General features: G+C 70.3%; 16 protein-coding genes and 1 tRNA gene. 11 read left to right on the forward strand and 6 right to left on the reverse strand.

All coding sequences use genetic code 11. The annotated features are described in order from the left end of the window. Nucleotides 1–43: 43 nt before the first annotated feature. On the forward strand, nucleotides 44–2569 hold the full coding sequence (gene hrpB / locus ACGFZQ_RS17610; RefSeq protein ID WP_393841123.1) for an ATP-dependent helicase HrpB: 2526 nt from the start codon (nucleotides 44–46) through the stop codon (nucleotides 2567–2569). Here hrpB and ACGFZQ_RS17615 read toward each other — a convergent pair. From ACGFZQ_RS17615 to ACGFZQ_RS17625, 3 genes are all read right to left on the reverse strand, one after another. Further along, the gene (locus ACGFZQ_RS17615) at nucleotides 2559–3551 is read right to left on the reverse strand and encodes a DUF3068 domain-containing protein (RefSeq protein WP_393841124.1); all 993 of its coding nucleotides are present in this window, start codon (nucleotides 3549–3551) and stop codon (nucleotides 2559–2561) included. The two genes, hrpB and ACGFZQ_RS17615, sit on opposite strands and share 11 nt — an antisense overlap. Nucleotides 3552–3572: 21 nt before the next feature. Beyond that, the gene (locus ACGFZQ_RS17620) at nucleotides 3573–3707 is read right to left on the reverse strand and encodes an SPW_0924 family protein (protein ID WP_351732728.1); all 135 of its coding nucleotides are present in this window, start codon (nucleotides 3705–3707) and stop codon (nucleotides 3573–3575) included. A 164-nt stretch (nucleotides 3708–3871) separates the two neighbouring features. Continuing rightward, nucleotides 3872–5632: a lytic transglycosylase domain-containing protein gene (locus ACGFZQ_RS17625; protein WP_393841125.1), complete on the reverse strand. Its 1761-nt coding sequence runs from the start codon at nucleotides 5630–5632 to the stop codon at nucleotides 3872–3874. 312 nt (nucleotides 5633–5944) lie between these two features. On the opposite strand from ACGFZQ_RS17625, the gene ACGFZQ_RS17630 reads away from it, so the two are divergent. Then, on the forward strand, nucleotides 5945–6835 hold the full coding sequence (locus ACGFZQ_RS17630) for a DUF4184 family protein (protein ID WP_393841126.1): 891 nt from the start codon (nucleotides 5945–5947) through the stop codon (nucleotides 6833–6835). Here the strand turns inward: ACGFZQ_RS17630 and ACGFZQ_RS17635 are convergent. Both ACGFZQ_RS17635 and polA read right to left on the reverse strand, forming a co-directional pair. After that, complete coding sequence (locus ACGFZQ_RS17635; protein ID WP_393841127.1) at nucleotides 6771–7142, reverse strand: hypothetical protein; 372 nt, start codon at nucleotides 7140–7142, stop codon at nucleotides 6771–6773. The genes ACGFZQ_RS17630 and ACGFZQ_RS17635 overlap by 65 nt on opposite strands. 294 nt (nucleotides 7143–7436) lie before the next feature. Further along, nucleotides 7437–10163: a DNA polymerase I gene (gene polA / locus ACGFZQ_RS17640; RefSeq protein ID WP_393841128.1), complete on the reverse strand. Its 2727-nt coding sequence runs from the start codon at nucleotides 10161–10163 to the stop codon at nucleotides 7437–7439. 259 nt (nucleotides 10164–10422) lie between these two features. Here polA and ACGFZQ_RS17645 point away from each other — a divergent pair, with 259 nt between their 5' ends. The 7 genes from ACGFZQ_RS17645 to ACGFZQ_RS17675 all read left to right on the forward strand — a co-directional run bounded on the left by ACGFZQ_RS17645 (nucleotide 10423) and on the right by ACGFZQ_RS17675 (nucleotide 19540). Next, on the forward strand, nucleotides 10423–12741 hold the full coding sequence (locus tag ACGFZQ_RS17645) for an FdhF/YdeP family oxidoreductase (RefSeq protein ID WP_393841129.1): 2319 nt from the start codon (nucleotides 10423–10425) through the stop codon (nucleotides 12739–12741). A 90-nt stretch (nucleotides 12742–12831) separates the two neighbouring features. Beyond that, on the forward strand, nucleotides 12832–13323 hold the full coding sequence (locus tag ACGFZQ_RS17650; protein ID WP_393841130.1) for a PaaI family thioesterase: 492 nt from the start codon (nucleotides 12832–12834) through the stop codon (nucleotides 13321–13323). Between the two features lie 549 nt (nucleotides 13324–13872). Then, entirely contained in the window at nucleotides 13873–15081 is a 1209-nt protein-coding gene (locus ACGFZQ_RS17655; protein WP_393841207.1) for a branched-chain amino acid ABC transporter substrate-binding protein, read from the forward strand. A 109-nt stretch (nucleotides 15082–15190) separates the two neighbouring features. Continuing rightward, nucleotides 15191–16129 carry a branched-chain amino acid ABC transporter permease gene (locus ACGFZQ_RS17660; protein ID WP_393841131.1) on the forward strand — a complete coding sequence of 313 codons (939 nt, stop codon included), beginning with the start codon at nucleotides 15191–15193 and terminating at the stop codon, nucleotides 16127–16129. A 5-nt stretch (nucleotides 16130–16134) separates the two neighbouring features. Then, on the forward strand, nucleotides 16135–17916 hold the full coding sequence (locus ACGFZQ_RS17665) for a branched-chain amino acid ABC transporter permease (protein ID WP_393841132.1): 1782 nt from the start codon (nucleotides 16135–16137) through the stop codon (nucleotides 17914–17916). Nucleotides 17917–17921: 5 nt separating this feature from the next. Then, on the forward strand, nucleotides 17922–18827 hold the full coding sequence (locus ACGFZQ_RS17670) for an ABC transporter ATP-binding protein (RefSeq protein WP_393841133.1): 906 nt from the start codon (nucleotides 17922–17924) through the stop codon (nucleotides 18825–18827). Further along, nucleotides 18824–19540, forward strand: coding sequence for an ABC transporter ATP-binding protein (locus tag ACGFZQ_RS17675; protein WP_365798835.1), 717 nt, complete (start codon nucleotides 18824–18826; stop codon nucleotides 19538–19540). Before ACGFZQ_RS17670 ends, ACGFZQ_RS17675 begins: the two co-directional genes overlap by 4 nt. A gap of 76 nt (nucleotides 19541–19616) precedes the next feature. On the opposite strand, the gene ACGFZQ_RS17680 is transcribed toward ACGFZQ_RS17675, so the two are convergent. Continuing rightward, complete coding sequence (locus ACGFZQ_RS17680; protein ID WP_393841134.1) at nucleotides 19617–20273, reverse strand: ANTAR domain-containing response regulator; 657 nt, start codon at nucleotides 20271–20273, stop codon at nucleotides 19617–19619. Between the two features lie 101 nt (nucleotides 20274–20374). Here ACGFZQ_RS17680 and ACGFZQ_RS17685 point away from each other — a divergent pair. Then, a tRNA-Leu gene (locus ACGFZQ_RS17685) sits at nucleotides 20375–20447 on the forward strand. Between the two features lie 106 nt (nucleotides 20448–20553). Further along, the gene (locus ACGFZQ_RS17690) at nucleotides 20554–21312 is read left to right on the forward strand and encodes a helix-turn-helix domain-containing protein (protein WP_393841135.1); all 759 of its coding nucleotides are present in this window, start codon (nucleotides 20554–20556) and stop codon (nucleotides 21310–21312) included. Nucleotides 21313–21328 lie beyond the last annotated feature (16 nt).

The following is a 21328-nucleotide window of genomic DNA, read 5'->3' on the forward strand; positions in this document are numbered from 1 at the left end:
CGCTCGCGTGGGGACGTTTCGGCGGCCGTAAGACACTAGGGCCGTGATCCGTTACGACGCCCTGGACGCGCTGCCCGTACGGCAGGCCCTGCCCGGTCTGGACGACGCCCTGGAAGGACACGGCACCGCCGTCCTCGTGGCACCGCCCGGCACCGGCAAGACGACGCTGGTGCCACTGGCGCTGGCCGGGCTGCTGGACGAGGGACGGCCCGCGCGGCGGGTGGTCGTGGCCGAGCCGCGCCGGATCGCGGCGCGCGCGGCGGCCCGCCGGATGGCCTGGCTGCTCGGTGAGCAAGTGGGGCAGAGCGTCGGGTACACCGTGCGCGGCGAACGGGTCGTGGGCCGGCACGCGCGCGTGGAGGTCGTCACGACCGGTGTGCTGTTGCAGCGGCTGCAACGCGACCAGGAGCTGTCGGGCGTGGACGTCGTCATCCTCGACGAGTGCCACGAGCGGCATCTGGACGCCGACACGGTGGCGGCCTTCCTCTGGGACGTACGGGAGACGCTCCGCCCGGAGCTGCGTCTGGTGGCCGCCTCGGCGACCACGGACGCGCAGGGGTGGGCGCGGCTGCTGGGCGGTGCGCCGGTGGTCGAGGCCGACGGCGTGTCGTACCCCGTGGAGGTGGTGTGGGCACCGCCGGTGCGTCCGGTGCGGCCGCCGCACGGGATGCGCGTGGATCCGGCGCTGCTGGCTCAGGTGGCGTCGGTGGTGCGGCGGGCCCTGGCCGAGCGGCCGGGGGACGTGCTGTGTTTCCTGCCGGGCGTGGGCGAGATCGCGCGGGTGGCGGGCCAGCTGGGTGACCTGGGGGACGTGGAGGTGCTCCAGGTCCATGGCCGGGCACCGGCGTCCGTCCAGGACGCGGTGCTGGCGCCCGGGGAGCGGCGCCGGGTGGTCCTGGCCACGGCGGTGGCCGAGTCGTCGCTCACCGTCCCCGGGGTCCGGGTGGTCGTCGACTCCGGGCTGGCGCGGGAACCTCGGGTCGACCACGCGCGCGGGCTGAGCGCGCTGGCGACGGTACGGGCGTCACGGGCGGCCGGGCGGCAGCGGGCGGGCCGCGCCGGGCGGGAGGCTCCGGGGGCGGTGTACCGATGCTGGTCCGAGGCCGAGGACGCCCGCCTGACGCCCTTTCCGGCACCGGAGATCAAAGTGGCCGACCTGACGGCCTTCGCCCTCCAGACGGCCTGCTGGGGCGATCCCGGGGCGGCCGGGCTGGCGCTGCTGGATCCGCCGCCGGGCGGGGCGATGGCGGCGGCGCGGGAGGTGCTGACCGCGATCGGGGCGGTCGGCTCCGCCGGACGGGCCACGGAACGGGGGCTGCGGCTGGCCCGGCTGGGGGTGCATCCGCGGCTGGGGCGGGCGTTGCTGGACGGCCCCGGCGGGAGCGCCGAGGTGGTCGCGCTGCTGAGCGAGGAACCGCCGCGGGAGTACGGGGACGACCTGGCGGGCGCGCTGCGGGCCGCCCGGCGTGGCGGCGACGCCTACGCCGGCCGGTGGCGCGCGGAGGTACGCCGGCTCCGGGCGGGCGGCCAGGGCACGCCGGTCGGCTCGGTGGAGGACCGGCGCACCTCGGCCGGCGCGGCGGACGATCGCTCGGTGGACGACCGCGCGGTGGGACTCGTCGCCGCTCTCGCCTTCCCCGAGCGCGTCGCCAAGGCCGACGGCGGGTCGTATCTCATGGCCTCCGGCACCCGGGCCGAGCTCGCCGATGGCAGCCCGCTGCGCGGTGCCCCGTGGCTCGCCGTGGCCGTCGCGGACCGTCCGGTGGGCAGAGGGCACGCGCGCGTGCGGCTCGCCGCGGTGGTGGACGAGGGCACGGCCAGGTCGGCGGCGGCGTCGCTGTACTCGGAGGACCAGGAGGTCCGCTGGGCCGACGGGGACGTCGTCGCACGGCGTGTGGAGCGGCTCGGCGCGATCGAGCTCGTGGTGCGGCCGCTGCGGGACGCCGATCCCGCGCTCGTCCGCGGCGCGCTCCTGGACGGGCTGCGGCAGGAGGGGCTCAGCCTGTTGCGGTGGACGCCCGACGCGGCCGTGCTGCGGCAGCGGCTCGCGTTCCTGCGTCTGCGCCTCGGGGAGCCGTGGCCCGACGTCTCCGAGGACGCGCTCCACGCGCGCGTGGACGAGTGGCTGGAACCGGAGCTCGGGCGGGCCCGGCGCCGGGCCGATCTCGGGCGGATCGACGCCGGGGAGGCGCTGCGGCGGCTGCTGCCGTGGGCGAGCGGGGAGGCGGGACGGCTCGACGAGCTGGCGCCGGAGCGGATCGTCGTACCCAGCGGGTCGCGGATCCGGGTCGACTACGGGAACCCCGAGCAGCCCGTGCTCGCCGTGAAGTTGCAGGAGATGTTCGGGGCGCGGCAGTCGCCGGCCGTGGCCGGGATGCCGGTGCTCGTGCATCTGCTGTCGCCCGCCGGGCGCCCCGCCGCCGTCACCGCCGACCTCGCCTCCTTCTGGAGGGACGGGTACAAGGGCGTACGGGCGGAACTGCGCGGTCGCTATCCGAAGCATCCCTGGCCCGAGGATCCCGCCGCCGCCGAGCCCACCCGGCACACCAACGCGCGGCTCAGGCGCTGACCGGTTCCGGGACCGCGGGCTCGGCCGGTCGCGGGTCGGCCGGGCGGCGGCCGAGCGCTTCCAGGCAGAGGGAGAGGGCGAGCAGCGCGATACCGAGGGACAGGAAGCCCCACGGGAGGTAGGAGGTCAGCATCAGGACGAGCGTGCGGTTCTGCTTGACCAGGGCGACCGTGTGCTCGATGTAGTCCTCGCGCATCTTCACGTCGCCGGCGAAGGCCGTCACCTTGGCGCGGCCGCCCAGCAGGGTGCCGCCGCGCAGCTCCTCCTTGTGGATCTCCTCGCCGTAGACGGGCGCCCCGGTGACGGGTTCCACCCAGAACTTGCGGACTGTCGTGTACCAGCGGGTGGTGCCGGTCTTGGCGACCGTCTCGGGGGTGATGCCCTGCACCGGCATCTTCTTGGGCATGGGGACCTTGGTCCAGGGGATGGTCTGCTCGAAGTAGTAGACCTTCACGCCCCGGAAGGTCTGCGTCCCCTTGTAGTGGATGGGGTTGGTGGTGCGGGTCTGCGCGTCGAAGTACTCGTAGTCCCGTTTCTCGGTGAGGAACGGCCACTTGAACTCGATGCCGTCCCGTTTCACCGGGTCCCCGTCGACCATCTCGCCGGTGGCGTGGACGGGTTCCTGGCTGTGGGCGTCGAAGATGTAGCGCTCAGGGATCTCGGAGACCATCTTGCCGTCGGGGCCCTGGACGTAGGACAGGCCGTCCCAGACGACGACGTCCCGTCCCGCCGTCTTCTCGATCCTCTTCGCGGCCGCCACATCGCCCTTGAGGGTCTGCACGATGGTGACCCGGGGGACCTTCTTCGCCTTCATGGTGCCGTAGTCGAGGAGCGTGGCGTCCTTCGCCTCCAGGACCATGTCCTGGTACTGGTTCGCGGGGATCTTGGCCAGGCGCGGGAAGGCGTACCAGCGCAGCAGCGGGGACAGCGCCGCGAAGAACACGGCGCAGGCGAGCAGGACCAGACTGGCCTTGCGGCGCATCTCGGCCTCCCGGGGCGGCGGTTACGGATGTGAAGGCACCGTCGTGAGCAGCGGCTTGGGGGACGTCTTTCCGGCCGGCGACCCCAGGGCGCTGATCGTGACGACCAGGACCAGTGCGAGGGCGAGACCGGTCGCGGCGGCGATCAGGGCACGCATGCGGGGCCTCCCGAGGGCCGACTGCTTCCCGGCGGTCTTCCTGATGGATCGTCAGGTCCGGGCACCGTAGCAACGGCAGGGTGAGATGAGAACAGTTCGTACGACGGCGAAGGGCGCCGTCCCGCGTCGGCGGGAGGGCGCCCTCGGTGTCGTACGACCGCGGATCAGGAGGTGGCGGAGGCGCTCGGGGAGGCGGACGCCGACGCGGACTCGGAGGCGGACGGGCTCGGCGACGGGCTCGCCGAGGTGTCGGCCGCGGCGACCGTCAGCTCCACGGTGAGGGTCGCGCCGCCGGTGGTGGTGATGCGGAGCAGGAACGTGCCGGTGGTGTCGTCCGCGTACAGCTTGGGCAGCGTGAGCAGGCCGTTGGCGTCCGTCTTGAGGTCCGTGAGGGTCCGGACGGGGTTGCCGTTCGCGTCCTTGAAGTACGGGCCCTTGTCGTTCTCGCCGGTGTCGTCCGCCGACTTGACGAGCGTGGCGGTGGCGGCGACCTGGTCGGCGACGGCGCCCTGGTAGGTGGCCTTCGCCTGCACCTGGTCGGCGAACTCGGCGCCCGGGGTGCAGGTCAGCGCGGTGGTGTTGACGAGGGCGAGGGTGTCGGCGGCACGCGCGGTGACCGTCGCGTCGTACTCGACCGGGGTGATCGTACGGCCGACGACGGTGGCGCGGACCGTGAAGTCCCCGGTCTTCTCGCCCGCCTGGAGCGCCGGTGCGACCGCGACGCCCTTGCTGTCGGTGGTGACCGTGGCGACGCTCTCGCCACCGGTGAACGTGGTGTCCGTGTCCCCGACGATCGTGAAACGGACGCGGACCTTGGCGACGATACGGCCCGCCTTCGTCTCCGCGCGGGTGCTGATCCTCTTGGCGAACGCGTCGCCGGCCGTCGCCGTGAGCTTGGCGGTGCCCGCGTCCTCCAGGTGGTCCACGGTGTCGGTGGCCGTGGGCGGCAGGGTCGGGGTCGTGCTCGGCGTGCCCGGCTTCGGCTCGTCGGGCTTGGGCGTGCCCGGCGTGCCCGGCGTGCTCGTGCCCGGCGTGCTGGGCGTCGGGGAGCCGCTGGAACCCGAACCGCTGCCGGACCCGCCGTCGCTGCGGTGGCTGGGCACGGTGCCGGTGCCGTTCGGGATCGAGTGGGTGCCCTTGCGGTAGAACTCGTACCAGGACAGCACCAGGTTGAGGTAGTCCTGCGAGTTGTTGTAGCTGAGGATCGCGCTGTTCACGTCGGCCTGGACGGACAGGTCCCAGCCGTTGCGGCACAGGTAGTGGCCGGCGGCAAGCGCCGCGTCGTAGACGTTGTTGGGGTCCTTGACGCCGTCGCCGTTGCCGTCGCGGCCCGCCCACGCCCAGGTCGAGGGGATGAACTGCATGGGGCCGACGGCCTGGTCGTACTGGCTGTTGCCGTCGTACTGGCCGCCGTCGGTGTCCTGGATGAGCGCGAAGCCGTTGCCGTCGAGCTGCGGGCCCAGGATCCGGTGCAGGGTGTTGCCCTCGGCGTCGACGTCGCCGCCGCGGGCCTGCCCGGACTCCACCTTGCCGATGGCGGCGAGCAGTTGCCAGGGCAGGTTGCAGCCCGGCTTGGAGCCGCGCAGCTCCGCCTCGGCCTTCTTGTAGGCGTCCAGGACGGTGGCCGGTATGCCGGCCTCGGCCGCGCCCCGGGAGACGGCGGTGCCGATGCTCGGCGAGGAGGCGGTGGGACTGGCGCTGGGGTTCGGGCTGTTGAGCGGCGGCAGGTCCGTGTAGTACGGCGAGTTGCCGGTGGCGCCGTCTCCGTCGGGTGCGGAGGTGCTGGCGCCGGCGTTCGCCTGCCGGCCCGTGTCGCCGCCCGTCGCACCGGGTGCCTGGGACGCGGACAGAGCCGCTACCGCCAACGCGGCCGCGGCGGTCGTCGCCGCTCCCTTGCGCAGCCGCCTGCCGAATTGCGCCGCCATAAGGTGAACCCCTCCCATGGGCGCCTTCTGAGCGCCCGTCTCCGTCTGTCTGCTCGCCCCTGGTGTGACGGTTGACCTGGTGCTGTGGTTGCCCCCTGTTACCTCTTTCGAGTAGTGAGGTAGCGCATCTGTGGTGCACGCCGGGACGGCGACCCAGGCGACACTACGACAACTTCCATTCCGCGGACACCCGGCGGTGCCCGATTTTCACCAGTTGGCCATTCCCCGTTGAACGATGGTGGTGTCGCGGATACTTGTCGTACGCGATCACTTGTTCGGCGCTCGGGCCGACGACTGTTCCAGGGAGACCGGGTGCCGTTCACTCTCAGCCACGCCGCCGCCGTACTGCCCGCCGTGCGCGGTGACGGGACCGGGCGGGGGCGGCTGGTGCCGGCGGTGCTCGTCGCGGGGTCCTTCTCCCCCGACCTCACCTACTACGCGGCGAGCGCGGTGCCGGACGCGATGGAGTTCGGCGCGTTCACGCACTCCTTCACCGGCGTCTTCACCGTGGACGTGCTCTTCTCCTGGGCGCTGGTGGCGCTGTGGGTGCTGGTACGGGAGCCGCTCGTGGCCCTGCTGCCCCGGACCCGGCAGGGGCGCCTGGCGGCCCTGCTGCGCTGCGGGGCGCCACGCGCGCGTGCCGGCCTTTCCGTCACGGCCCGGTGGTACGTCTCCGCCGTGCTCGGCGCGCTCACGCATGTCGTGTGGGACGCGTTCACGCACCACGACCGCTGGGGGACCCGGCTGATCCCCGCGATCGGCCGGCACGTCGCGGGCGTGCCGCTCTACACCCTGCTCCAGTACGGCACTTCGGCGGTGGCCGCGGCCGTGCTCGGCGTGTTCGTGCTCCGTGCGCTACGGCGGGCGCCGGCTGGGGAGCCGGTGGGGGCGCCGCTGCTGTCCGCGGGGGACCGGTGGTGGGCCGGGGCCGGGATCGCCGGCTGCGCGCTGTTGGCCGCGGTGCAGCAGGCGACGCGGTTTACGGAACTGCGCCGCGTAGCGGCTCCTGCAAGGGTGGTGGCGGGCGACGGGCGGGCCTACTGGGGTTCGACGGCGAAGCCCTGGGAGCTGCTGCCCACGGTGCTCTTCGGGGCGGGCGCGGGGCTGCTGCTCGGGGTGCTCGGGTACGCCGTGGCGGTCAGGGTGTGGCGTCCGGCTCCGGTGGCCGACGGCGTGCGCCGGAGCCCTTCGGCCGTTCGGTGAGGGTCGCCACGAAGACGGTCATGGTGCGGGGGCGGCGAGGGCCGCGGAGTGCGCCGATGACCAGCGCGAGACAGCTGCGGGCGAGATCGAGCCACTGCCGCGGTTCGGGGCGGGTGCGGAGTCTGCGCCGGAGGCGGGCGACCGCCTTGCCCGCGGTGACGGCCAGGTCGGTGGGGATGCGGGCGGAGCTGGCGCCGGGTGCCATGGCCGGGGCCGACGAAGCCGCCGTGACCTGCACCGCGGCGGAGCGGGCCTTGGCCGGGGGCCTGGTCTGGGGCGTGCGGCCGTGAAGCATGCGTATACCCATGCCCGCATCCTTGCCGCTGCCGGGGGCGGGGGCGTTCTGACGGGGTCCAGCTGAGTGATGACGGCGCCCCGGCGACCGGCGGCGGGCGCCGCTCCACCGGTGTCGTGGATCGGCGCCCTCCGCCGGCTCTGGCCAAAGGCCAAGCGGGTCGGGTGAAGTCGGCTACGGCTCGGCAACGCCCTGAAGGCGCGCTGGGGGTACCCCCAGCCGTCGGCTGGGGGTAGGACCTGCGCGACCGACCACGACGGCACCGCAGTCGGCCGACAGCACCTCGCGGCACACCCAGCGGAGCGCTCAGTGGGCCGCTGATTCCCAGTCCGGGCCGACGCCGACCGAGACGTCCAGGGGCGCCCTGAGGTGGACCGCGTCGGCCATCTCGCGGCGGAGGATCGCCTCGACCTCGGCGCGCTCGCCGGGTGCGATCTCCAGGACGATTTCGTCGTGCACCTGGAGGAGCATCCGGGACTTCAGGTCCGCCTCGCGCAGCGCCCCGTCCACCTTCAGCATGGCCATCTTGACGATGTCCGCCGCGGTGCCCTGGATGGGCGCGTTGAGCGCCATCCGCTCGGCCGCCTCACGGCGCTGGCGATTGTCGCTGTTGAGGTCGGGGAGGTAGCGGCGGCGGCCGAAGAGGGTCGCGGTGTACCCCGTGGCGCGTGCCTCGTCGACCACCCGGCGCAGATAGTCACGGACCCCGCCGAACCGCTCGAAGTACGTGTCCATCAGGGCCCGGGCCTCGCCCGCGTCGATGTTCAGCTGCTGGGAGAGGCCGAACGCCGACAGCCCGTACGCGAGGCCGTACGCCATCGCCTTGATCTTGCGGCGCATCTCCGCGTCGACGGCCGTGCGGTCGACGGAGAACACCTGCGAGGCGACCGTGGTGTGCAGGTCCTCGCCGGAGGTGAACGCCTCGATCAGGCCCTCGTCCTCGGAGAGATGGGCCATCACCCGCAGTTCGATCTGGCTGTAGTCGGCCGTCATCAGCGACTCGAAGCCCTCGCCCACCACGAAGCCCCGGCGGATCGCCCGGCCCTCGTCGGTGCGGACCGGGATGTTCTGGAGGTTCGGGTCGGTGGAGGAGAGCCGGCCGGTCGCGGCGACCGTCTGGTTGAACGTGGTGTGGATACGGCCGTCCGCGGCGACCGTCTTGATCAGGCCCTCGACCGTCACCCGCAGCTTGGCCTGCTCACGGTGCCGGAGCATGATCACCGGCAGTTCGTTCTCGGTCTGGCCGGCCAGCCAGGCCAGTGCGTCGGCGTCGGTGGTGTAGCCGGTCTTGGTCTTCTTGGTCTTGGGCAGCGCCAGCTCGCCGAAGAGGACCTCCTGGAGCTGCTTGGGCGAGCCCAGGTTGAACTCGTGGCCGGCCGCCGCGTGCGCCTCCTTCACGGCCTGCTGGACGGCGCCCGCGAACATCTGCTCCATCGCTTCGAGATGCGCGCGGTCGGCCGCGATGCCGTGCCGCTCCATGCGGGCGAGGAGGATGGAGGTCGGCAGCTCCATGTCACGGAGCAGGTCCGCCGCGCCGACCTCCTGGAGCCGCTCCCCGAAGGCCTCGCCCAGGTCGAGGATCGCGCGGGCCTGGATCATCAGGGCCTCGGCCTCGGCACCGTCGTCCGCGCCGAAGGCCAGCTGACCGTCGGCCGCGGCGGCGGGGGCCAGCTCACGGTGCAGGTACTCCAGGGACAGCGCGTCCAGGTCGAAGGAGCGCCGGCCCGGCTTGACGAGATAGGCGGCGAGCGCGGTGTCCATGGTGACGCCGTCGATGCTCCAGCCGTGCTCGGCGAAGACCCGCATGGCGCCCTTGGCGTTGTGGAAGACCTTGGGCCGCTCGGCGTCGGCCAGCCAGGCAGTCCACACGTTCTCGTCGGCCTCGTCGAGCTCCGCCGGGTCGAACCAGGCCGCCGCTCCCGCGGCCGCGGCCAGCGCGACCTCGGCGACCGAGCCGGTGCCGAGCGCCCAGGTGCCGACGGTGGCGATGCCCAGCGCCTGCGTGCCGTGCTCGGCGAGCCAGCCGGCCAGTTCGCCGGTGCCGAGGACGGTGCCGTCCACCGCCACGCCCGCCTCGGCGACCGGCGCGGCCTCGGCCTCCTCCGCGCCGGGGTCGACGGCGTAGAGCCGCTCGCGCAGCGACGGGTTGCGGATCTCCAGGGTGTCCAGGATCATCGCGACGCTCTTGCGGTCGTACGGCGCGCGCTCCAGGTCGGTGACCGTCTTCGGCAGCTCGACCTGGCGCTCCAGTTCGGTGAGCCGGCGGTTGAGCTTCACCGAGTCCAGGTGGTCGCGGAGGTTCTGGCCGGCCTTGCCCTTCACCTCGTCGACGCGCTCCACCAGCTCGGCGAAGGAACCGAACTGGTTGATCCACTTCGCGGCGGTCTTCTCGCCGACACCGGGAATGCCGGGGAGGTTGTCGGACGGGTCGCCGCGCAGGGCCGCGAAGTCGGGGTACTGGGCGGGCGTCAAGCCGTACTTCTCGAAAACCTTCTCCGGGGTGAACCGGGTCAGTTCGGAGACGCCCTTCGTCGGATAGAGGACCGTGGTGTGCTCGGTGACCAGCTGGAAGGAGTCGCGGTCGCCGGTGACGATCAGGACGTCGAAGCCCTCGGCCTCGGCCTGGGTGGCGAGGGTGGCGATGACGTCGTCGGCCTCGAAGCCCTCGACGGCGAAGCGCTGCGCGTGCATCGCGTCGAGCAGCTCGCCGATCAGCTCCACCTGGCCCTTGAACTCGTCCGGGGTCTTGGAGCGGTTCGCCTTGTACTCGGTGAACTCCTCGGAGCGCCAGGTCTTGCGGGAGACGTCGAAGGCCACCGCGAAGTGCGTGGGCGCCTCGTCACGCAGGGTGTTGGCCAGCATCGACGCGAAACCGTAGATCGCGTTCGTCGGCTGGCCCGTCGCGGTGGTGAAGTTCTCCGCGGGCAGCGCGAAGAACGCGCGGTAGGCCAGCGAGTGCCCGTCCATGAGCATCAGCCGGGGACGGGTCCCACTGGGGGTCTGGTCGGTCTTCTTCGATGCTGTTTCTGCCACGCCCCCGATCCTGCCACGCCCCACTGACAGCGAGGACCGACGGTTCGGGTCGCGATGAGCCCGGCACCGCCGCACAGCGCCCGTCGTGGCCGTCCGCCGATGCGGCGGAAGAAACTCAAGAGCGGGGGCGGGCTGGGAGGCGCAGCTCTGTCAAGCATTGGTTCCGTCGCGCTCGCCGACCGCCCTCGATCGTTGTCGGCGGCGCGTGCGAGTATCGGGTGCACAGTGCACTGGTGCCGGCGTAGAGGGAGATCGTGCGATGGCGACGAAGCCGCCCAAGGGTGATCCGGTCCAGGACGCACCGCAGGTCGTGGAGCCGAAGCACGCGGCCGCGGGGCTGCCGGCCATCGGGCACACCCTGCGCATCGCCCAGCAGCAGATGGGCGTGAAGCGCACCGCGCTGACGCTGCTCCGGGTCAATCAGAAGGACGGCTTCGACTGCCCCGGCTGCGCCTGGCCGGAACCCGATCACCGGCACACCGCCGAATTCTGCGAGAACGGCGCCAAGGCCGTGGCCGAGGAGGCCACCCTGCGCCGGGTGACGCCCGAGTTCTTCGCCGAGCACTCCGTCGCCGATCTGCACCACCGCAGCGGCTACTGGCTCGGCCAGCAGGGCCGGCTCACCCACCCCATGTATCTCGCCGAGGGTGCCGAGCACTACGAGCCGGTCGGCTGGGAGCGTGCCTTCGACATCATCGGTGAGGAGATCGCCGGTCTCGGCTCCCCCGACGAGGCCGTCTTCTACACCTCGGGCCGGACCAGCAACGAGGCCGCGTTCCTGTACCAGCTGTTCGCGCGCGAGCTGGGCACCAACAACCTGCCGGACTGCTCCAACATGTGCCACGAGTCCTCGGGCTCGGCGCTCAGCGAGACGATCGGCATCGGCAAGGGCAGCGTCCTGCTCGAGGATCTGTACAAGGCGGATCTGATCATCGTCGCCGGGCAGAACCCGGGCACCAACCACCCCCGGATGCTCTCCGCGCTGGAGAAGGCCAAGGCCAACGGCGCGAAGATCATCAGCGTCAATCCGCTCCCGGAGGCCGGCCTGGAGCGGTTCAAGAACCCGCAGACCCCCCAGGGCATGCTCAAGGGCGCCGCGCTCACCGACCTCTTCCTGCAGATCCGCATCGGCGGCGACCAAGCCCTGTTCCGGCTCCTCAACAAGCTGATCCTGGCCGAGCACGACAGCGCCTCCGGCGCGGGCGGGGGCGCGGTCGACGAGGAGTTCGTACGCGAGCACACGCACGGCTACGAGGAGTTCGCCGAGGCCGCCCGCGCCGCCGACTGGGAGGAGACGCTCGCCGCCACCGGCCTCACCCGCGCGGAGATCGAGAAGGCCCTCGGCATGGTGCTCGCCTCGGAGCGCACGATCGTCTGCTGGGCCATGGGGCTGACCCAGCACAAGCACTCGGTCCCGACGATCCGCGAGGTCGTCAACTTCCTTCTGCTGCGCGGCAACATCGGCCGCACCGGCGCGGGCGTGTGCCCGGTCCGCGGCCACTCGAACGTGCAGGGCGACCGCACGATGGGCATCTTCGAGCGCCCGGCCCCGGCCTTCCTGGACGCCCTGGAGAAGGAGTTCGGCTTCGCGCCCCCGCGCGAGCACGGCTTCGACGTCGTCCGGGCCATCCGCGCGCTGCGCGACGGCGAGGCGAAGGTCTTCTTCGCGATGGGCGGCAACTTCGTCTCCGCGACCCCCGACACGGAGGTCACCGAGGCGGCGATGCGGCGGGCGCGGCTGACCGTGCACGTGTCGACGAAGCTCAACCGCTCGCACGTCGTGACGGGCGCGCGGGCGCTGATCCTGCCGACGCTCGGCCGCACCGAGCGCGATCTCCAGGGCAGCGGGGAGCAGTTCGTCACCGTGGAGGACTCGATGGGCATGGTGCACGCCTCGCACGGCCGCCTGGAGCCCGCGAGCCCGCACCTGCTGTCGGAGCCGGCGATCGTGTGCCGGCTCGCCCGCCGGGTGCTCGGTGAGGACAGCGCCACCCCCTGGGAGGAGTTCGAGAAGGACTACGCGACCGTCCGCGACCGCATCGCGCGCGTGATCCCCGGTTTCCAGGACTTCAACGCGCGCGTGGCGCACCCGGGGGGCTTCGCGCTGCCGCACGGCCCGCGCGACGAGCGCCGCTTCCCGACCGCCACCGGCAAGGCGAACTTCACGGCGGCGGGCGTCGAGTACCCCGAACTGCCCGAGGGCCGGCTGCTGTTGCAGACGCTGCGCTCGCACGACCAGTACAACACCACGATCTACGGACTGGACGACCGCTACCGGGGCATCAGGAACGGCCGCCGGGTGGTGCTGGTGAACCCGGAGGACGCGCGGGCGCTGGGCGTCGCCGACGGGGCGTACATCGACCTGGTGAGCGAGTGGAAGGACGGCGTGGAGCGCCGGGCGCCGGGCTTCCGGGTGGTGCACTATCCGACGGCCCGTGGCTGCGCGGCCGCGTACTACCCGGAGACCAATGTGCTGGTGCCGCTCGACGCGACCGCCGACACCAGCAACACCCCGGCCAGCAAGTCCGTCGTGGTCCGTCTGGAGAGCGGCGTGCCGCAGCCGGCACCCGCCGTCTGAGCAGACGCTCAGTCCGTCTGGAAGAATCGGCGGCCTACTGAGCGTTTGCTCAGTGGAGAGAGACAGCCGTACGACGATCGGAGCCGGACCATGGGCGAGCAGCAGCACGTGAAGTTCCCGCAGGAGGTCATCGACGAGTACGCCGCCCTCGGCGTCGACCTGCCGGCCCTGTTCTCCGCGGGCCACCTCGGCACCCGGATGGGCGTGCAGATCGTCGAGGCCTCGGCGGACCGGGTCGTCGGCACCATGCCGGTGGAGGGCAACACCCAGCCGTACGGGCTGCTGCACGGCGGCGCCAGCGCGGTGCTGGCGGAGACCCTGGGGTCGGTCGGGTCGATGCTGCACGGCGGCAGCTCCAAGATCGCGGTCGGCGTCGACCTGAACTGCACGCATCACCGCGGGGCCCGTTCCGGCCTGGTCACCGGCGTGGCCACGCCCGTCCACCGGGGGCGGTCCACCGCGACGTACGAGATCGTCATCAGCGACGAGGAGGGCCGCCGGGTGTGCACGGCCCGGCTCACCTGCCTGCTGCGGGACGTGCGCCAGGGCGACGAGGTCCACGTCCGGGGCACCGGCGCCTGACGGCGGCCCCTGACGGGACGAAGAGACCTCGGCGCCGGGAGCCGAGGTCGCACCCGGTAAGAGAACAGCGCACAGCGCCCCTGACGCTCCGCGAGGAAATGCCGAGAAGTTCCGAAGGCTTGACTTTCTTTCCTCGACGTAACTCTGCGTAATACGCGTGTAATCCGCATTCGCTGTTTCACCCCAGCTCCCAGGCCACACCGCACCTCCCATCCCTCTCGAAAGTCGCCCACAGCAACAGCTTCACGTCAGGTCCAAAACCATCGAGACACCTGAACCGATCATGGCGAGTCCTGCAGGTTCTCAGAATGCGGACGGGGCGAATCGGGCTCAATTCCTGCTTTCCACCCACCCTGTACCGCTCTGCATTACCTCGTGTCATAACAAGAGCGTCACAGCCTTGGACAAGACCTCCTCCACGTTCCTCACCCGCGCTTAGAGTCACGGCCAGTCACCGCTCCAACAGGAGACCGGTACCGGCGCGGCACCCGTCGTTCCCCAGGGGGGCGGAACTGCCTGCGGAAAGGATCGATTGTGCGACAGCGTTCTCTGGTGATTCTTACCTCCGTGCTGACCACCGGAGCTCTGACCCTCACGGCTTGCGGCTCCCGCGACGACAGCGACAAGGGCAGCGACAGCGGCAACGTGACGGTCACGATCGGCGTCGACGCCCCGCTCACCGGCGCGAACTCCGCGACGGGCCTCGGCATCCAGTACGGCGCCCAGATCGCCGTCGACGACGCCAACAAGAACAAGACCGTCCCGGGCGTCACCTTCAAGATCAAGGCGCTGGACGACAAGGCAACTCCCCCCATCGGCCAGCAGAACGCCACCCAGTTCGTCTCCGACAAGTCCGTGCTCGGCGTCGTCGGCCCGCTCAACTCCGGCGTGGCAGCCCAGATGCAGCAGGTCTTCGCCACCGCCAACCTGGTGGAGATCTCCCCGTCCAACACCGGCGTCGACCTGACCCAGGGCAAGGACTGGCAGACCAAGAAGGTCCGCCCGTTCAAGACGTACTTCCGCACCGCGACCACCGATGCTCTGCAAGGTGCCTACGCGGCGGACTACGCCTACAACGGCATCCACAAGAAGAAGGCGTTCGTCGTCGACGACAAGCAGGCCTACGGCGCGGGCCTTTCCAAAATCTTCAGGGAGCAGTTCACCAAGCAGGGCGGCCAGGTCATCGGCACGGACCACGTCAACACCGGCGACCGCGACTTCTCCACCCTGGTCACCAAGATCAAGAACTCTGGCGCCGACCTGCTCTACTACGGCGGCCAGTACGACGAGTCCCAGGTACTCACCAAGCAGCTCAAGGCTGCGGGCGCCAACATCCCGCTGTTCGGCGGCGACGGCATGTTCACCCCGACCTACATCAAGACCGCCGGCAAGGCCGCCGAGGGCGACCTGGTGACCTCGATCGGTGTCCCGGTCGACACCCTGCCCGCCGCCAAGGACTTCGTGGCCACCTACAAGGCCAAGAAGTACCCCGGTGACTACGGCACCTACGGCTCGTACTCCTACGACGCCACCACCGCGATCATCAAGGCCGTCGGGACCGTCGTGAAGGACGGCAAGATCCCCACCGACGCCCGCTCGCAGATCGTCAGCGCCGTCCAGAACACCTCGTTCGATGGCATCTCCGGCAAGATCTCGTTCGACCAGTACGGCGACACCACGAACAAGCAGCTGACCGTCTACCAGGTCAAGAACGGTGAGTGGAAGTCCGTCAAGAGCGGCGTGGCCACCCCGAAGTAACCCGCCACGACACACGCGTTACCAGGGCCGCGCGGCACAGACCAACCGTCACCGCGCGGCCCGCCCTCTACCGCCCCCCTGACTCTCCCCACCATATGGAGGCCATGCGGTGAACACCCTGCCGCAGCAGCTGGCCAACGGGCTGTTCCTCGGCTCGATGTACGGTCTGATCGCCATCGGCTACACGATGGTGTACGGCATCGTCCAGCTCATCAACTTCGCCCATGGCGAGATCTTCATGACCGGAGGCTTCGGCGCCCTCACGGTCTACCTTCTGCTGCCGGACGGCATATCCATGTGGGTAGCCCTGCCGGCGATGCTCATCGGCGGTGCTGTGGTCTCCGTGCTCATCGCCGTCGGTGCCGAACGCTTCGCCTACCGGCCGCTGCGCGGCGCGCCACGCCTCGCGCCGCTCATCACCGCGATCGGCCTCTCCCTCGCGCTGCAGCAGGCGGTCTTCAACTGGTACCACGTCGACGGCGATGCCAAGTCCGCCCGGGTCTTCCCGCAGTTGCCGTTCGGCCCGCTGCACATCGGCTCCGTGACCGTGCAGAGCGGTGACATCTTCCTGATCATCGCCGCCCCGCTGTGCATGGCGGTGCTCGCCCTGTTCGTCCGGCTCTCCCGCACCGGCCGCGCCATGCAGGCCACTGCCCAGGACCCGGACACCGCGCAGCTGATGGGCATCGACACCAACCGCATCATCGTCGTCGCGTTCGCCATCGGCGGCTTCTTCGCGGCCGTGGCCGGTCTCTCGTACGGCCTCAAGTACGGCTCCGTCTCCTACGACATGGGCTTCATCGCCGGTCTCAAGGCGTTCACCGCGGCCGTCCTCGGCGGCATCGGCAACATCTACGGCGCCATGCTCGGCGGTCTCGTCCTCGGCATCGCCGAAGCCATGGCCACCGCGTACATCGCCAACATCCCCGGCATGCAGCAGCTCGGCGGTGGCGGCTGGGCATCCGTCTGGGCCTTCGTCCTGCTGATCCTCGTCCTCCTGTTCAGACCACAAGGTCTGCTCGGCGAACGCGTCGCGGACAGGGCGTGAGCAGCATGACCGACACCACCGCCAACTCCCCGGCCGCGGCAGGGCACAGGCCGGTTCCGCTGCCGCTGCCCGTCGCCCGGCTGCTCATCGTCGTCGGCGCCGTCGGCACCATCGCCAGCACCTTCCTCAGCTGGACCTGGACGTCCGAGTTCCCCGGCGACCTGACCGTCTACGGCTACCCGGCCGGCCTGCAGATCCTCGCCCTCGTGGGCGGCGCCCTCACCCTGCTGTTCGGGCTCACCCTCTGGGACATGAAGGGGCTGCGCTGGCTGAACCCGGCGACCGCCACCTCCCCAGTCGTGCTGGCGGCCCTGTCGGCGTTCACCGTCTGCTGGTTCACCGGCATCGCCATCACCGTCGACCTCGGCGGCCTGGTCAACCTCGACCCCGGCGCCTACGTGGCGATGGCGGCCTCCGCGCTGCCCGTCATCGGCGCCCTCGCGCTGCCCAACCCGGCCCCGGGCAACGGCATCCGCGGCTACCTCACCAAGCCCCAGCTGCCCGCTCCCCGCAAGGCATCACCGCTCACCGAGCGCATCGTCATCACGGTCGGCGTCGCGCTCGCCCTGGTGGCCTTCACCTACGGCATCGGCATCGACAACGACGCGAGCGAAACCTTCATCGGCTACCTGCTGCTGCTCGTCTTCGCCGCCTGGGGCCTCATGAACACCGGCCTCGTCGACCGCTTCGCGACCACCGCGGCCCACCACAAGGGGTTCGCCTCGACGCTCGCCTTCGTCGCCGCCGTGATCTTCCCCTTCACCCAGAACGACGACCACAACGCCAACGTCGGCGTGAACATCCTGATCTTCGCCACCGTCGCCCTCGGTCTGAACATCGTGGTCGGCCTCACCGGCCTCCTCGACCTCGGTTACGTCGCGTTCCTCGGCGTCGGCGCCTACGCGGCCGCCCTGGTGTCCGGCTCGGAGTACTCCCGGTTCTCCGGTGTGCACTTCCCGTTCTGGGCCGCCGCGCTCACCGGCATGGCCGCCTCGTTGATCTTCGGTGTGCTGATCGGTGCGCCCACCCTGCGACTGCGCGGCGACTACCTGGCCATCGTCACGCTCGGCTTCGGTGAGATCTTTCGTATCACCGTCAACAACCTCGACGGCGACTCCGGACCGAACATCACCCGGGGCCCCAACGGCATCACCCAGATCCCGGACCTCAACATCTTCGGGTTCAACCTGGGCGAAGCACACGACATCGGCGGGTTCACCCTGGGCCGGTTCGCCAACTACCTGTTCCTGATGCTCATCGTCACGGCGATCGTCGTGCTCGTCTTCACCCGTGCCGCCGACTCCCGTATCGGCCGCTCCTGGATCGCCATCCGCGAGGACGAGACCGCCGCCACCGCCATGGGCATCAACGGCTTCCGCGTCAAACTGATCGCCTTCGCCCTCGGCGCGTCCCTCGCGGGCCTCGCCGGCACCGTGATGGCACACGTCAACTACAGCGTGAACCCGCAGCCCTACCAGTTCGCCGGCGCCGCCCCGCCCAACTCGGCCTTCCTGCTGGCCGCCGTCGTCCTCGGCGGCATGGGCACCGTCAGCGGCCCGCTGCTCGGCGCGAGCGTGCTCTACCTGGTCCCGGAGAAGCTCCAGTTCCTGCAGAACTACGAGCTGTTCGCCTTCGGCATCGCGCTGATCCTGCTGATGCGGTTCCGGCCGGAAGGCATCATCGCCAACCGCCGCCGCCAGCTGGAGTTCCACGAGACCGGCCAGCTCGACGTACCGGCGCAAGAGACGCTGACCGACGATCCGGCCGTCACCAAGGCAGGGGCGTAAGAACCATGACGACACCTGTACTCGAAGCCCGTGACGTCACGATGCGGTTCGGCGGCCTCACCGCCGTCCGGTCGGTGGACTTCACGGTCAACAGTGGCGAGATCGTCGGCCTGATCGGCCCGAACGGCGCCGGCAAGACCACCTTCTTCAACTGCCTCACCGGTCTGTACGTCCCCACCGAGGGCACGGTCTCCTACCAGGGCAAGGTGCTGCCGCCCAAGCCGCACCTGGTGACGCAGGCAGGCATCGCCCGTACCTTCCAGAACATCCGGCTCTTCGCCAACATGACCGTCCTGGAGAACGTCCTCGTGGGCCGCCACACGCGGACCAAGGAGGGCCTGTGGTCCGCGCTGCTGCGCGGCCCCGGCTTCCGCAAGGCCGAGAAAGAGTCCGAGGCCAAGGCCATGGAACTCCTGGAGTTCATCGGCCTCGCCGCCAAACGCGACCACCTCGCGCGCAACCTGCCCTACGGCGAACAGCGCAAGCTGGAGATCGCCCGCGCGCTGGCGAGCGAGCCGGGCCTGCTGCTGCTCGACGAGCCGACGGCCGGCATGAACCCGCAGGAGACCCGGGCCACCGAAGAACTGGTCTTCGCCATCCGGGACAAGGGCATCGCCGTCCTCGTCATCGAGCACGACATGCGTTTCATCTTCAACCTGTGCGACCGCGTCGCCGTACTCGTCCAGGGCGAGAAGCTCGTCGAGGGCACGTCCGACGTCGTCCAGGCCGACGAGCGCGTCGTCGCCGCCTATCTGGGTGAGCCCTTCGAGGGAGACCCCGGGGAGGCGGAGGCCGCCGAGGTAGAGGCCGCCGCGGCATCCACCGACGCGCCGGCCGACGCCGAACCGTCCGACGCGGAGAACCCCCAGGTGGACAGCACCACCGACACCACCAAGGGAGAGGCCCGGTGACCGCACTACTGGAGGTCGAGGACCTCAGAGTCGCCTACGGCAAGATCGAGGCCGTCAAGGGCATCTCGTTCAGCGTGGAAGCCGGCGAGGTCGTCACTCTCATCGGCACCAACGGCGCCGGCAAGACGACGACCCTGCGCACCTTGTCCGGTCTGCTCAAGCCCGCTTCCGGCAGGATCGTCTTCGACGGCAAGCCGCTGAGCGGTGTCCCGGCACACAAGATCGTCGCACTCGGGCTGGCCCACTCCCCCGAAGGCCGGCACATCTTCCCGCGCCTGACCATCAGCGAGAACCTCCAGCTCGGTGCCTTCCTCCGCAAGGACAAGGCAGGCATCGAGAAGGACATCCAGCGCGCCTACGACCTCTTCCCGATCCTCGGCGAACGACGCAAGCAGGCCGCCGGCACCCTCTCCGGCGGCGAACAGCAGATGCTCGCGATGGGGCGGGCACTGATGTCCCAGCCAAAGCTGCTGATGCTGGACGAGCCGTCCATGGGCCTGTCGCCGATCATGATGCAGAAGATCATGGCGACGATCGCCGAGCTGAAGTCCGAGGGCACGACGATTCTGCTCGTCGAGCAGAACGCCCAGGCCGCGCTCTCCCTGGCCGACCAGGGGCACGTGATGGAGGTCGGCAACATCGTGCTGTCGGGCAGCGGCCAGGACCTGCTGCACGACGAGTCGGTCCGCAAGGCCTACCTGGGCGAGGACTGACACCCCGGTTCGATACGACGAGGCCCGCGCTCCCTCTTCTCCGGAGCGCGGGCCTCGTCGTATGTACGGCGGTCGGTCAGCCCTTGCTGGACTTCTTCTCGTCACTGTCCGCGATGACCGCCTCCGCGACCTGCTGCATCGACATGCGGCGGTCCATCGACGTCTTCTGGATCCAGCGGAACGCGGCCGGCTCGGTCAGGCCGTACTCGGTCTGCAGGATGGACTTCGCACGGTCGACCAGCTTGCGGGTCTCCAGGCGCAGGGAGAGGTCGGCGACCTCCTTCTCCAGCTGCTTCAGCTCGGCGAAGCGGGAGACGGCCATCTCGATCGCCGGGACCACGTCGCTCTTGCTGAACGGCTTGACGAGGTACGCCATCGCACCGGCGTCCCGCGCCCGCTCCACCAGGTCGCGCTGCGAGAACGCGGTGAGCATCAGGACCGGGGCGATGGACTCCGCGGCGATCTTCTCGGCCGCCGAGATGCCGTCCAGCTTGGGCATCTTGACGTCCAGGATGACCAGGTCGGGGCGGTGCTCGCGGGCGAGTTCGACCGCCTGCTCACCGTCGCCGGCCTCGCCGACGACGGTGTACCCCTCCTCCTCCAGCATCTCTTTCAGGTCCAGCCGGATCAGGGCCTCGTCCTCGGCGATGACGACACGGGTCGTCAGCGGAGGCACGTGCGACTTGTCGTCGTCGGGTACGTCGACTGGCTTGGGCGACTCGGCGGCGGTCACGGGGGCTCCTCGTTCAGGGCAGGGGTACTGCTGACAAGAGCCTACCTAGCTGCGGTAAGGTAGGGCACGGCGGGTGACCGTCGGCCTTTGATTTACAGGAAGCCCCGGTAGTCCAGCGGAAGAGACACGGTGCTCAAACCACCGACAGCGTGGGTTCGAATCCCACCCGGGGCACTTTCCCTTCAGTTCCAAGGTCGCGAATCATAAGCGGATGCACACATTCTCGTGGATATCCGCTTTTTGCGGCGTGTCGCCGTAAGTCATTTCGCACATTGTTCACATGTACGACGTAAGCACACGCAAGCGAGCCCTCGCACTGGTAGCTCAGGGCCGAAGCCTGAACTCCGTCAGCAAGGAGACGGGCGTATCCCGGGCTGCGATTCGATCCTGGCAGCACCGCCTGGAGCCGCTCCCTCGCATGGCAGCTCCAGACCCCGGACCGCCCACTGACGAACGCGCGTACGCCTACCTCCTGGGTCTCTATCTCGGCGACGGCTGCATCAGCCCCCATGTGCGCGGCACCGGGTACTACCTCAGGATCGCGTGTGCCGACGCGTGGCCCGGTCTGATGCAGCAGTGCAGCGAAGCCATCACGAAGGTGCGTCCCGGCATCGGTGTCTACCTCCTTCAGAAGCAGGGCTACTCAATGGTGACCAGCTACTCCCGACACTGGCCACGGCTGTTTCCACAACACGGACCCGGTAAGAAGCACGAGCGCCCCATCGTCCTCCACCCTTGGCAACAAGCAATCGTCGACGCCCACCTCTGGGAATTTGTCCGGGGCCTCATCCACTCCGACGGCTGCCGTATCACCAACTGGACGACCCGCGTGGTCGCCGGTGAGCGCAAGCGCTACGAATACCCGCGCTACTTCTTCACCAACAAGTCCGACGACATCCGGACCCTCTACACCGACGCCCTCGACAAGCTCGGCGTCGAGTGGACGCACTGCCGTCGCGACGGCATCCCGTACAACACCTCCGTCGCCAAGAAGGCCTCCGTAGCCCTCATGGACACCCACGTAGGCCCCAAACACTGAACGCGAAGGGCCCCTC

The sequence above is a fragment of the Streptomyces sp. NPDC048254 genome (genome assembly GCF_043201895.1).
Taxonomy (GTDB): domain Bacteria; phylum Actinomycetota; class Actinomycetes; order Streptomycetales; family Streptomycetaceae; genus Streptomyces.

What these genes read in the sequence shown, in the direction of transcription:
- ACGFZQ_RS17690 (WP_393841135.1), top strand. Translation starts at nt 20,554, where the DNA reads ATGTACGACGTAAGCACACGCAAGCGAGCCCTCGCACTGGTAGCTCAG.
- ACGFZQ_RS17615 (WP_393841124.1), bottom strand. Translation starts at nt 3,551, where the DNA reads ATGCGCCGCAAGGCCAGTCTGGTCCTGCTCGCCTGCGCCGTGTTCTTC.
- ACGFZQ_RS17650 (WP_393841130.1), top strand. Translation starts at nt 12,832, where the DNA reads ATGGGCGAGCAGCAGCACGTGAAGTTCCCGCAGGAGGTCATCGACGAG.
- ACGFZQ_RS17645 (WP_393841129.1), top strand. Translation starts at nt 10,423, where the DNA reads ATGGCGACGAAGCCGCCCAAGGGTGATCCGGTCCAGGACGCACCGCAG.
- ACGFZQ_RS17670 (WP_393841133.1), top strand. Translation starts at nt 17,922, where the DNA reads ATGACGACACCTGTACTCGAAGCCCGTGACGTCACGATGCGGTTCGGC.
- ACGFZQ_RS17620 (WP_351732728.1), bottom strand. Translation starts at nt 3,707, where the DNA reads ATGCGTGCCCTGATCGCCGCCGCGACCGGTCTCGCCCTCGCACTGGTC.
- ACGFZQ_RS17665 (WP_393841132.1), top strand. Translation starts at nt 16,135, where the DNA reads ATGACCGACACCACCGCCAACTCCCCGGCCGCGGCAGGGCACAGGCCG.
- ACGFZQ_RS17625 (WP_393841125.1), bottom strand. Translation starts at nt 5,632, where the DNA reads ATGGCGGCGCAATTCGGCAGGCGGCTGCGCAAGGGAGCGGCGACGACC.
- ACGFZQ_RS17635 (WP_393841127.1), bottom strand. Translation starts at nt 7,142, where the DNA reads ATGGGTATACGCATGCTTCACGGCCGCACGCCCCAGACCAGGCCCCCG.